A 13,105-nucleotide genomic window follows, 5' to 3' on the forward strand; every position below is an offset into this window, starting at 1 on the left:
TTGTGAAAAAGCCTGATAATAATATCAGGCTTTTTTTATTTTTCTACAGAAAAACTAAAAGTCGTTCCTTCATTAACTTTTGATGTTAGACTAACTTCACCACCTAATTTTTCAACTAAAGTTTTTACAGTATACAATCCAATTCCTGTACCCTTATTTCCATACTTATCTGAATCATGCGCTGTATTAAACAGGTCAAATAAAGATTCTTTTTTACTATCAGGAATACCATTACCATTATCTGAAACAGAAAAGTGATGGTGCGTTTCATTTTCCTTATAATCTAAAACAACTAATGGATTATTGTTTGTGTTATATTTAACTGCATTATCTACCAAATTAAGAATAATTTGAGTTATAGCAGATTTATTGATATCTCCTAAATTTGGATTGTTTTTTAACTTAAACTGAGTATCTTTTAAGCTAAGCATCTGTTTTACATCATTAAAAATATTAGACAAATCTATTGTTTGTTTCTTATCTTGTAGTAACGCTTCAGATTTATAATGTTTTAAAATTCCGTCTATGTATGCTCTTAACGTATCAGCAGACTCTTCAATAAAGTCTAAATATTCTAAATTTATTTCAGGATTAGACGCTTTTAATTCATCTTTAAATAATTGAGATAATGATGTAATATTTGCTAAAGGCGATTTTAAATCATGAGACACTTTTCCTGCAAAAGTTTTTAAGGATTGATGCCTTTCATCTAACAAATAATATGCGTTGGTTAACTGATTGTTTTTTAATCTTAACTCAAATAGATTAACAACTTGTTTAGCTAAAATAATCATAGCTTCTTGTTGTTGTTTTGTCAGTTTTTTGGGTTTTACATCATAAACGCATAATGTTCCTAAAGGAAAACCTTCTGGATTGATTAATGGTACACCTGCATAAAATTTAACGTTGTGATCCTTTATTAAAGGATTGTCGTAAAAACGTTGATCTTTAGTAGCATCTTCAACAATAAAAATGGAATTGTTTTCTAAAATAGCATGACCACAAAAAGATATATTTCTTGGTGACTCATTAAAAGGTATGCCATAATGAGATTTTAAAAAATTTCTGTCAGCGTCTATAAGTGTAATTAAAGAGATTGGTACATCGCAAATATTAGCTACAAGGTTAGTTATATTATCAAAATCTTCTTCTGGTAATGTGTCTAGTAGTTTATATTCTTTTACTGCTTTTAAACGTTGTTTTTCGTTTTTTGGTAATTTGGGTCCAATCATTATGTGTGTAGGTAAGCTTTGGTTTTGATAAGCTTACGTAAATATAAGTATCTTGGATTTTAATTATGTTAAAACTTTTCGAAAACTCCTAAACCAAATAAAGCAAAGTCGTATTTAACAGGATCTATAGGATCTAATAGTCTTAAATTTTTATCTAATTCTTGTAAAGCCTTAGCATCATTTTGTTTTCTGCTTAAAAGCCCAAGTTTTCTAGCTACATTGCCAGAGTGCACGTCTAAAGGACAAGATAATTCTGAAGGTTTAATGCTTTTCCAAATGCCAAAATCTACACCTGTATTGTTAGGTCTTACCATCCAGCGTAAAAACATGTTAATACGTTTTGCTGCACTATTTTTTAAGGGATCACTAATATGTTTTTGAGTTCTTGGTAGGTGATTAATATCAAAAAAAATCTGTTTAAATTGAGAAATAGAATGCTGTAAATTTTCATTATTACCTTTACTGAAAACAGCTTCTAAACCATTGTGATTATTATAAATATTTTGAAGTGCTTTTATAAAAGTAATACAGTCTACATTATTAAAAGTGCGATGTACAAAGTTGTCAAAGCGTTGTAAGTCTTCTTCTTTATGGTTTAAAATGAAATCGTGTGGTGAATGATCTAATAAATCCATTAATTTATTAGCGTTATTGATTATACTTTTACGATTTCCCCAAGCAATTGTAGCGGTTAAAAAACCTGCTATTTCAATATCTTCTTTTTTAGAAAATTTATGCGGAATTTGTATTGGGTCACTATCAATAAACTTAGGATTATTATAAAGAATAACTTTTTCGTCTAAAAACTCTTTGAGATTATCTATAGTCTTCAATTTTTATTTTTTGATAGAAAATTTAAAAGTACTACCAACACCAACTTTAGAATTTACTGTTATATTTCCACCTAAATTAGTAACTAATTTTTTTACTGTTGATAAGCCAATACCATGACCTTTTTGACCAAATCTATCGGTCTCTTCAATGGTAGAAAATAACTTAAATATTTTTTTCTGCTTTTTTTTAGGTATACCAATACCGTTATCTTTTACTGTTATAAAGTTAAGATCTTCCTGGGTTGTGTCTAACTCTACATCTATTATAGTTTCTTCTTTATCGTTGTATTTAAGACTGTTGGTAATTAAATTAAGTAAAATAAGCTCTAAAGCAGCTCTGTTACTTGTTATATCAAAGTCTTTTTCGGGTAAATTAATGGTGCAGTCTACTTTGATATTTATAATATCTATAACTTCTTCTAGTAAATGATTAAAAGAAAAAGTATCTACAGAAGTTGAAGATGTATTACTGTTTTCGTAATAGTTTAATAGGTTATTTATATAGCTACTTAATGATAAAGATGAAGATTTAATGTTTTGTAAATAATTAATACCAGTATCATCTATATGTTTTTTGTATTTAGATTTTAATATGTCTGTTGTTAAAATCATATTTGCTAAAGGCATCTTCATGTCATGTGCTACTTGAGATGCAAATCCTTTTAGCATTTTATTTTTTTTAGTTAGTTTTTTCTTAGTTTGTTTAAGATTAAGATTACTTTTATTAAGCTCTATTAATTTTACAACTTGTTGTGCTAGTAGTTTTAGTGCTTCTTTTTGATCTTTGTTTATTGCATTAGGTTTATGATCTATCACACATAAAGTACCAAGTTTATGGTTATCTTTATCTGTTAGACATACACCTGCATAAAAAGCTATAGATTTATCTCCGTTTTTAGTAAAAGGATGGTTTACAAAACGCAAATCTTTTTTTGTGTTTTCTACTATGTAAACATCATCATCACTAGCTATTGCATAACTACAAAAGGATAATTCTTTTTCAGAGCTGCTAATTTGCATGCCTTTTGCAGATTTAAACCAAACTTCGTCCTTATCTACTATAGAAATTAATGAGACAGGCATATTGGTTATTTTTGTAGCCAGTGCAGTTATATTGTTAAAACTAATGTCTTTTTGACATCTGTTTAGCTTATAACTTTTTACAGCTAAAAGCCTTTCTTTATCATTTTTAGGAATCGTGTTTAGCTGCATTATTTTGAGAGTCAGAAATTTTGTTTAACTAAATTAGTAAAAATATAAACACGGATAACAAAAAAGTTAAACAATTTTTCCATCAACCATTGTAAGTTTTCTATCTGCTAGATTGGCTAACTCTTCGTTGTGTGTTACAATCACAAAGGTTTGTCCAAATTCATCACGAAGTTTAAAGAATAGATTATGAAGGTTTTCTGCACTTTCGCTATCTAAATTACCAGAAGGTTCGTCTGCAAAGATTAGTTCTGGGTTGTTAACTAGTGCTCTTGCTACTGCAACACGTTGTTGTTCTCCTCCAGAAAGCTCGTTAGGTTTATGGTTGTATCTGTGTGACAAACCTAAAAAGTCTAATAATTCTTTAGCGCGTTTGTTAGCTTCTGTTTTATTAGTTCCTTTTATAAATGCAGGAATACATACGTTTTCTAAAGCTGTAAACTCTGGTAATAATTGATGAAACTGAAAAATAAAACCTATGTGCTTGTTTCTAAATTCAGCTAATTGTTTTTCGTTTAATTCTGTAATATTTTTATCATTAATAATTAGCTCTGTTTCTGAGTTTTTATCAATAAAATCTAAAGTGCCTAATATTTGAAGTAAGGTGGTTTTTCCTGCTCCAGAAGCACCAACTACAGATACAATTTCACCTTTTTTAATAGTAACGTCTACACCTTTTAAGACATGTAAATCGTCATAATATTTATGAATGTTTTTTGCTTTAATCATAGGCTTATATAAAGCTTGAAAATTACTACTTTAAATTAGCTTTAGCAAGTTTAGATTAAGTTACTTTTTTTAGTAAATACCTTTTTTAAATCGTTATAATCTATAAAATAAACCATTCTTAAAGATACAGTGTTACGCTGCTTTTGCTTAAACAAATCGTCTAAAGTATCAAAATAACTATCTTCTGAGTTAGAAGATTGATTAAAAATCTGATTACGATATAATGCGGTTAATTGGCTACCAGGTGCAAATTGCCAAGTATAGCTTAAGTCTAAATTCCATGTATTAAAATTAATATCTGGATTAAAATTAGGATTGTAACTTATGTTATCCCTAGTATAAACTTCAGACTGTACAAGACTACCGTTGTTTTGTAGTACATACATTTCAGTGTCATAAGTTACAGTACTTACATAGTTTCTAAAACTTAGTGTTAATGCGTTAAAAGAGTTAAAATTGTAGCTGCCGGATATATTTGAGGTTATTTGCTTTCTGTCGCGTTGACCAAAAATTATACGATCGTAAATTTGTTGTCCGTTTACATAACCTCTATCTGCTGTGTAATCGTCATAATCAAAACCTAGTAATAGTAAAAACTTATCATTAAACTTAAACCTTGGATTGATACCAAACCAATAATTATTAAAATTATCACGCTCTTTATCAAAAAATCGTCCGTAACCAAAGTTAGCATCTATAGCAAAAAAATTGTTGTAATTGGAAGAAATCCACATGTTTGCTTGAGCGTAATTTTTGGTTGTAAAGAAGCTATTAAAACCATTACGAGGCTCAAAATAATCATGTTGTTCGCCAATATTCCAGTTACCATTAATACCAAAACTGTGTAGTTTTTTATTGGTAGCATTAAAGTTAAAACCAGTGTTTTTTCCTGTGTATACGTTTGGCGTAGCTAGCATGTTATAATTAAACCATGTGCCTAAATACATGTTATTTAGGTGTTTTGTTGGCTCAAAAATACGATAGCTAGCATCAAAACTATAGTTACTGTAGTTATTCCTGAATTGAATACCTAAATCGTTTGGATCAAAATTAACATCTGCATAGTTATAGTCTAAAGACACACGATATTTACCACTAATTTTTCCAATTCCTGCTTCTACAGCATAGCCATTTTGTTTGTTAGATACGTCATTAAACGTGCTCATCTTTCCGTTAGCATAGACGCCATAAGTGTTCTTTTTATTAACGATATTGGTTAAAAAACCAGTAACATTAGCATCTCTAAAATCGCCATCTCTTGTAACATTGGTGTTGATTAAAGTTACAGACGAGTTTTTATTAAACTGCTGATCTAAAACCATGATGTTGTAGTTTGCTAATGGCTCTACTATAGCACGCCTATTAGATTTTCTAATTTCTTCAGCTTCAGAATTTGGGTTTAAAACTTCAGTTTTTTCAATATCTACATAGGTTTTTTCTGTAATAGCATTAAAAAAACCAATACCTAAACCGTTTTTTGTACGTCCGGAAATTTTAACTGCATTTAATAGCTGAACTTTTTCAGGATATTCAACAATATCTTCATCTTCATCTAAAATAGGAAATCCGCTAGGCGCATCACCAATACGTCTAGAGTAGAAGAGGTTACCTTTGCTAAATAAATCTATACCTTCTGTAAAAAACTGGCGTCTTTCTGAAAATTGTTGCTCAAAAGGACCAAGGTTTAATATGACATTGTCAAAACCAGCTTGGCTAAAATCAGGTATTAAAGTAGCATCTAAAGTAATATTTTCTGTAATCCCATATTTTACATCCATACCTGCAGCAAGTTCGGTTTCTGTTTCTCCGTCAAAAGAGCTTGTTAAACCAGATGCGTAAGGAAAAAAACTAAGTCTTGTTGGAGGCGTAATGTTTTTTAATCCTTTTAATTCTGCATGGTATAGTCCATTATTTCCTTTTGTTGGATCTAAAGGATTCCATGTCATTTGTTCTCTTGTATTGCGATAATGTCTATGAAATTGTATACCCCAAGTTGGGTTTTCTTGTTGTGTAAAACGTAAAGCTCTATATGGTATTTTAACCTCTACAATCCAACCGTCATTTTGCATTTCTACACTACTTTCCCAAACGGCGTTCCAGCCTAAATCTTCACCATTATTTGGGCTTTCTACAGCATCTGCTTGTGTGCCAGAGCTAAACACAAAAAAATTAGTGTTGTTTTGCGCATCATTATTTGGATTAAAAATAATACCAAAAAAATCTGATTGTCCAAAATTATCACGTTGTGTAAACTGCGTCATTATATCTTCTGGTTTATCATAACAGTAAGCAGCAATGTAGATTCCAGAATCATCATAAGTCATTTTAACTTCTGTTCTTTTCTCTTTACTAGGTAGGTCGCCTAAATCAGGTCTAAACTCGGTAAAATTTGTAGCTATTTGTGCGTCATTCCAGGCTATATCATCTAAAATACCATCTATTTTTGGAGCTATATCAGTACGTTTGATTTGATAAGTTTTTTTGTCTTGAGCTTGTAATTGACAACTTATAAAAATGAAAAATAGCGCTTTAAATAAAATTTTCATGATGGTTTAAAAATTTCGGTATTCTCAATAAAGAGTAAACTAAAATATAAATGTTACACTTAAAGACACAAAACTAACTTTGTTGTTATACTTTTCTCATAATATAACGTTAAAATCTTTTTTGAAACTATAGATTATAACCTGTAAATTAACAGAAAACACTATTTTTATTGTAAAGTGATTTGACATTATGTTATGTCAAAGATTTTAATATAGAGGTCAAAAATTGATCTTTATAAAGAACAATTTATATTAATAGTGAGTAATAATGGTGACTAATTAAGGTTAGTAATTTACTACTATTTTATCTTGTTTATTTTGGAACACTATTTGCTTATAACTTGTTAGAATTTAAAATCTTATAAATGAACAACAACACAAACAAATACACAAAACTGTTTTTAGGTTTGCTTTTTGATGCTTTAGGATATGTTACTTTTATTATACCTGGTATTGGCGAATTTGGAGATATTATTTGGGCACCAGCATCTGCATGGTTAATGACCAAACTTTATAAAGGTAAAACGGGTAGAGTAGCAGCGGTAGTATCTTTTATAGAAGAGGCGTTACCTGGTTTTGACGTTATACCAACCTTTACCATTATGTGGTTATACACTTATGTGTTTTCAGGTAAAAAACAAGATAAAACTATTGAAGTGAAATAGGATTAATTTTTTAACGCTGAATTATAAAAAAAACACCTCTTTTTGAGGTGTTTTTTATTCATGTTTTTTTATTAATTCTTTTAAAGTTTTAATTTTTCTTTTAATTCTCTTCTCATGGAATTCAATTTTTTTTGATTTTTTAACTAATTTATAATTGTAAATTATACTTCCAATAATTTTCATAATTAGAGTAGTTGAAGTTCCAAGAAAGCTGTAAAAAAACAGGTCACTAGTTACTTTATTAATAAATAAAAGAGAGATTACAATTATTAAACAAAATAAAAAGTAGTTATAAGTTTCCTCAATTAAATTTAACAATTCATCATTATTATTTTCAGATATCTTTTTAAGTGATTTTAATTCATCTTTATAATGATTAACTAAAAATTCAATATTTTTTAATGACCATCTATTCGTTTTAGTTATGGAGAATTTTATTATAGAAAAGAAAAGTTTTTTTAGTAGATCATATATTATATTTAAAACTAATGAAACTAAAAGAACTGAAGTTAAAGAATTGTCTCTTACGAAGCTATTTAACCAATTTAAAATATTCTCCAAAATTTATTTAATATTTATAATTTAATAAATATAAAAAAAACCCAACGCTAAGGTGGGATTTTTTTGAAGTAATCTTCACTATGTTATTAACAGTTATATTGTTTATATCAAAAAGCTTGTTAACTAAAAAATCCCGCTATTTGCGGGATTTTTTAATATAAAAGTGTTTAACAAATTACTGTACAGTAACATTAAAAGTTACTTCAACATCTGTTTCTCCACCTGCATTTGTAATGTCTCCAGCGCTTACACCAGCTGCATCTTTACTAGGCTCGTGTCTTAAAGTAATAGTAAATGCTTCTGTACCAGTTGTAGCATCTGTTGTAACGATAAAATCTAATCCAATTGGGTTACCGTCTGCATCCATATCATTATAAGCTACGCTAAATAAATCGTTAGATACATCAAAGAAAAATTGGTGCTCTAAAGCTTCTTCTTCAATTTCTTCTGTAATAGACTCAGCAGGAGATTCTGTTTCATTTAATAAATCTAAGCTACCGCTATAAGTTGTATTTGCAGCTAAATTACCAGATATAGTAATTACAGGTGCATCTGGTCCGTCTCCATCTAAATCTTGAGATTGTAAAGTAACAACTGTACCACCACCAGCAGGTGTTAATGTAGCTGTTACAGTTGTAATTACTTCTTCTTCGTTTACAGGATCAGGAATGTTGTTGTTGTCGTCATCATCAGAACATGATACAAAGATTAAAGAAGCGATTAATAAGTATGATAAATGTTTTAAAGTTTTCATTTTTGTGTTTTTAATAATTATACTGAATTTTTAAAGTGAAATTTCTTCCTACGTCATCAGCAAAAAAACGTAATCTGTTTAAGTAAGACCTGTATTTTGTGTCTAATAAGTTAGATACACCAAACGCAAGATTTAATCTAGAATTTTCTGTTATTTTAAAATCTACATTACTATCAAAGTGTAATAAATGATAGGCGCTTGGCGGCGTACTTATGTCTACTAATACATTTTGGTTTGTTGTTGGGTTTAGTGTTTCAAAATTAAAATTTGGATAATCCGTTTGTTCTAAAACCCATTCACTTTTTAGACTAATACTTAAATTATTTAAGTCTGAATTAAAGTACTTTATTTGATTAGATATGTTTATTGGTGGTATATCAATAAGGTCTTGGTTATCGCTTAAGTCGTTTCCTTTTGTAAAAGAAGACTTGTTTGTAATACTAAACCTATCATTTAATTGATAGTTAACCGCTAGACCTAAACCGTACAAAGCAACGTTAGTGGTCTGGTATTCCCATACCGGAAATGCACCTCTTATAGTAAACTCTACACCTGTTGGCTTTAAATAAATAAAATTATTTATGTGATTATAAAAACCTTCAATATTTAGTTGAAACTTATTTTTTGAGTAATTGTAAGTTGAAGAAATTCTGTTAGAAACTTCTTGTTTTATTCTTAAATCACCTAATTCTATTCTTGCTGCCGAATGGTGCAAACCATCACTAAATAACTCTGATGGGTTTGGTGGACGTGTAGTTAAACTATACTGTCCGTTTATATAAGAGTTGCTATTTAAATTATATTTTGCACCAGCGCTAAGCGATATATTATGAAACGTAAACTCTGGATTAACCAATAATTGTGTACCAAGATCATCAATAATTAAATCATTAAACTCTTGGTCATAATTACGTTCTTCCCATCTGCTTGTTTTATAATACTTGTATGCATTTATAAAGTTGTAATCGTATCTTATACCAGCATCAAGACTTAAGTTACTATTTACATTCCAATTAGTTGTAAAATAGGCACCAAAATCATATTTTTCGTAATCTGGTATTAAACGTCTTACACCAGTATCTGGATTAGCAAAATTATCTTGAAATCTAAATAAAACACCTGCATTGTGCTCAAAATTATTCTTAGCATCTAAAAGTATATTACTTGTTAGTGTATGCGTTGTTAAATTAAGGTCTAAAGCAGGTTTATCACGATCATCACCAACTCTTATGTCATACTCAAATCGTTGGTTTTCTTGATAATCATACTGAATATCAATTTTACCAAAGTTTTTAAAACGCTTGTAATAATTAGCCTTAAAAATTTGATGTGTAACGTCTTGTTTTGGATTGTTAATATCATAGCTAAAATCTTCGGCAACTAAAGGTTGGTTAGAATTAATAGCATTGATTAAATCGTTAATATTTCCTATATGAGATGCTCTTAAAATACCTATTTCGCTATTTAAATAGCTGTAATAAGCTTCAAAACCAGACTCAAAAGATTTTTTACCAGCTCTTAGGGTTATTCCTTTAGAATTTAAACCTGTATTGGTTAAATAATAATCAGGAGACTTTAAATCGCCACTTTTTTTAAAGCTTCCTTGTACATTGGCAAACCAACCACTTTTAAAGCTTTTGTTTAAAGATGAATTTATTAAAAATCCACGACCATTACTATAACCATTAATAGAGGTTTTACCGTATAATGTATCTTTAACAATAACACGGTTTGGATTAACAACAATTATACCTCCAATAGCATCTCCACCATAAGCTAATGTACCAGAACCTTTAATTACAGAGATTTGATCTGCCGAATTTATATCAATATTTGGCGCGTGCTCAATTCCCCAATCTTGGTCTTGTAACCTAACATTATTGTTTAAAACAATTAGTCTGCTACTGTGTAAACCGTTAATAACTGGTTTTACAATGGTGCTTCCTGTATTTATTGAAGATACACCAGGTACTTCTTTTAGAGCATCACCTAAGCTTAAAGTGTTGTATTTGTAAATATCTTGAGATTTTATGATAGTTTCTTGACCTGAATTAGTGTTTTCTTTAACAGTTTTACCGTTAATTGTTACTTCTTCTAAATCTTCAATATGGTGTTCTAACAAAATGGTTTCATAAGTATCAGAATTAATGCTAAATGACACAGATTTTGTATCACAAGCGACATGACTTATGGTCAAATTTAAATTACCTTCACATAGGTTTTCAATTTTAAATTTTCCATTAATATCAGATACAACGTATTTATCCAAATTCTCTATATGTACAGTAGCACCAACAATAGGCGTTGCATCATGAAAATCTGAAATCTCTCCTATAAAAGTATATGTACAGTTTTGAGCACTTATAGTTTTTGGTACTACAAATGCTAAAATAATTAGCAAGTATTTCATTTTAAATATTTAAGTGAATGAGTTTTTAATCTACAAACAGATTAACAACTTGGTGGTCCTCTTAAATACGTATATGATTGCTGATGATTAAAAAGAAATTTATAGTAATGATAATTTGTAGAATAAATATTATCATTAAAACTTATATCAAATGAAGTAGGTAAGTGGTAGTATGTATTGTTTAGTTTAAACTTATAAAACTCGCAGTCTACATCTACTTGGTGTAAATGGTGGTCGCTAGTTTTTTCTGTACAAACTTCATGTTTATGATTTTCAAACACATGCAATGCTTTTACTGTCGCAGGTAGTAATACCGTAACAACAAGTATAAGCGCTAAGCTTTTTGATATGATGTGTTTAATAGTGTACATTTATTCGTTTAAAAAACGTCCTAAACCAAATCGTTTTAGCATTTTCTTTTCAAAGTTCCAAAAAAATTGAAATTGACCAAATAACCAACCATAAAATACTAGTAAAACTTGGTAAAAAATGAGGCCAATAATAATATATAAAATCCAATAAATAAAAGGATTTAAGTTTTCTTTAGTAATTCCTATATATTTTATTAAAGGTCTTCCAATAAACACAGAGGAAGATCCTGTAATAGCAAATACTATAAAGATAGCTATTAATTCCCATCTATAAGTTACTTTCCATTTGTTTTCTAATTTGCTAAACAAGAATAAAGTAACCTTTAATAATAGGTAGGTAATAATAATAGTAAAGCCAATTTTTAGGTAAATATTTTCAAAAAATAAATTAGCTAGTTTATATCCAGAATAAAGTAAACCTAATAAGCCTAAAATAGGAAATAGAAGCTGCCAATTTTTTTGAATTTGCCAGCGTTGTTTAAATACTTTCATAGCTGTTTTTTAAGTCTGCAAAAGTACAAAACGATTTAAAAAGGAGGCACACGACCACCTAAAAGATTTTGATTATATTTATTTTGGAAGTAAATAAAGTAATTATACAATTTATAATTAAGCTCATAACCATAATCAATATTCTGTCTATAGTCAATTTGCATTTCATATAAATTAGGATTGTAACGTTGTGGTTGCAAAACTCTGTTATTCCATGCTTGTACATAGAAAATATTTTTATTTTCTAAATAAGTTTGATTGTAAAACCCTTCTGGTCTTGCAGTTGTATTTAACCAAACATTAAAACCTGGTTCTATTATGATTATTTCGTATTCTGTTTTATCACTAGTTATTTTAATAGTATCTCCAATTTGTGCAGAACTATTATCTGCTTCTACAGTTTTTTTAGATGTAGTACAACTATAAGCAATTAAGATAATGCAAGCAGCTAAAGCTAAATTTTTCATCGTTCTGTTTTTACTAAAGTTACTAAAATTATAGGATAAAAAAAGCCAAACATTTTGTTTGGCTTTTTCTTGAAATATTTAATAATAATTATTTTCCAAATAATCCTCCTAAAAGTCCGCCAAGACCGCCTTTTTTCTTAGCTCCTCCTAAAACCATACCAGCTACGTCATCTACAACGCTACCATCTCCATCTGCATCTAATATTTTTTCTAAAAAGCTTTGTTCTTCTTTAGCTTCACTACCGCCAAGTAAACCACCAAGTAAACCTCCTAAATCATTAGTAGAACTAACGTTGTTTTGTCTTGCTTGTTTACCTAAAACACCCATTAAAATAGGTGCAGCTACTTTAAGGATATTACCAACAGAACCAGCATCTAAACCAGCTTTTTGGCCTATTACTTGTTCTACACCTTGCTTTTTTGCACCTAAAACATGACCTAAAATTTTATCACCATCAGTTTTTACAGACTCATCAACACCACCATTAAATAATCCACCAAGGTTATCTAAAATACTACCATCATGTTTATCCATTATAGCTCCAAGTAATCCTTGTGCGCCTTCTGGAGATGCAGAAGCGTTACGCTCCATAGCTTTCATTAATACAGGTAAAGCCATAGTTAATACGCTTCCTGTTCTGTTTTCGTCTGTTCCTGTAGATCCAGAAACACCACTAATTATTGTTTTTCCTAAATCTGAATTTAATAAGTCTAAAATACCTGCCATTTTTATTATGTTTTAAAGTTTGTTTAAATTTTGTGATTGTAAATTACAAAAAAAAAGTCCCAAGCTATTCTTGAGACTTTAATTAATAATTTTTTTAAAAGAAATCCGA

Annotated in this window: 13 protein-coding genes; 1 reads left to right on the top strand and 12 read right to left on the bottom strand. The window is 29.2% G+C overall.

The window, feature by feature from the left end; all coding sequences use genetic code 11:
- Positions 1–35 precede the first annotated feature (35 nt).
- From H574_RS0101935 to H574_RS0101955, 5 genes are all read right to left on the bottom strand, one after another.
- The gene (locus tag H574_RS0101935) at positions 36–1,232 is read right to left on the bottom strand and encodes a GAF domain-containing sensor histidine kinase (protein WP_027878932.1); all 1,197 of its coding nucleotides are present in this window, start codon (positions 1,230–1,232) and stop codon (positions 36–38) included.
- Between the two features lie 68 nt (positions 1,233–1,300).
- Positions 1,301–2,065 (bottom strand): TIGR02757 family protein, encoded by a 765-nt coding sequence (locus H574_RS0101940; protein WP_027878933.1) that lies wholly within the window; start codon positions 2,063–2,065, stop codon positions 1,301–1,303.
- A gap of 3 nt (positions 2,066–2,068) precedes the next feature.
- Entirely contained in the window at positions 2,069–3,277 is a 1,209-nt protein-coding gene (locus H574_RS0101945; RefSeq protein ID WP_027878934.1) for a GAF domain-containing sensor histidine kinase, read from the bottom strand.
- 66 nt (positions 3,278–3,343) lie between these two features.
- Positions 3,344–4,003 (bottom strand): ABC transporter ATP-binding protein, encoded by a 660-nt coding sequence (locus H574_RS0101950; RefSeq protein WP_027878935.1) that lies wholly within the window; start codon positions 4,001–4,003, stop codon positions 3,344–3,346.
- Positions 4,004–4,053: 50 nt separating this feature from the next.
- Complete coding sequence (locus H574_RS0101955) at positions 4,054–6,549, bottom strand: DUF5916 domain-containing protein (protein ID WP_027878936.1); 2,496 nt, start codon at positions 6,547–6,549, stop codon at positions 4,054–4,056.
- Between the two features lie 365 nt (positions 6,550–6,914).
- Between H574_RS0101955 and H574_RS0101960 the strand changes: the two genes are divergently transcribed.
- Positions 6,915–7,214: a hypothetical protein gene (locus H574_RS0101960; RefSeq protein WP_027878937.1), complete on the top strand. Its 300-nt coding sequence runs from the start codon at positions 6,915–6,917 to the stop codon at positions 7,212–7,214.
- Positions 7,215–7,268: 54 nt separating this feature from the next.
- On the opposite strand, the gene H574_RS0101965 is transcribed toward H574_RS0101960, so the two are convergent.
- From H574_RS0101965 to H574_RS0101995, 7 genes are all read right to left on the bottom strand, one after another.
- Complete coding sequence (locus H574_RS0101965; RefSeq protein ID WP_027878938.1) at positions 7,269–7,775, bottom strand: hypothetical protein; 507 nt, start codon at positions 7,773–7,775, stop codon at positions 7,269–7,271.
- 175 nt (positions 7,776–7,950) lie between these two features.
- Entirely contained in the window at positions 7,951–8,529 is a 579-nt protein-coding gene (locus H574_RS0101970) for a hypothetical protein (RefSeq protein WP_027878939.1), read from the bottom strand.
- A 10-nt stretch (positions 8,530–8,539) separates the two neighbouring features.
- On the bottom strand, positions 8,540–10,939 hold the full coding sequence (locus H574_RS0101975; RefSeq protein WP_027878940.1) for a TonB-dependent receptor: 2,400 nt from the start codon (positions 10,937–10,939) through the stop codon (positions 8,540–8,542).
- 41 nt (positions 10,940–10,980) lie between these two features.
- Positions 10,981–11,310: a hypothetical protein gene (locus H574_RS0101980; RefSeq protein ID WP_036226908.1), complete on the bottom strand. Its 330-nt coding sequence runs from the start codon at positions 11,308–11,310 to the stop codon at positions 10,981–10,983.
- Positions 11,311–11,802 (bottom strand): DUF6787 family protein, encoded by a 492-nt coding sequence (locus tag H574_RS0101985; RefSeq protein WP_027878942.1) that lies wholly within the window; start codon positions 11,800–11,802, stop codon positions 11,311–11,313. It abuts the gene before it with no gap.
- A 35-nt stretch (positions 11,803–11,837) separates the two neighbouring features.
- Entirely contained in the window at positions 11,838–12,269 is a 432-nt protein-coding gene (locus tag H574_RS0101990) for a DUF6146 family protein (protein ID WP_027878943.1), read from the bottom strand.
- Positions 12,270–12,357: 88 nt separating this feature from the next.
- Positions 12,358–12,996: a DUF937 domain-containing protein gene (locus H574_RS0101995; RefSeq protein ID WP_027878944.1), complete on the bottom strand. Its 639-nt coding sequence runs from the start codon at positions 12,994–12,996 to the stop codon at positions 12,358–12,360.
- Between the last annotated feature and the right edge of the window lie 109 nt (positions 12,997–13,105).

It is taken from the genome of Mesoflavibacter zeaxanthinifaciens DSM 18436 (assembly GCF_000422365.1).
Classification (GTDB): domain Bacteria; phylum Bacteroidota; class Bacteroidia; order Flavobacteriales; family Flavobacteriaceae; genus Mesoflavibacter; species Mesoflavibacter zeaxanthinifaciens.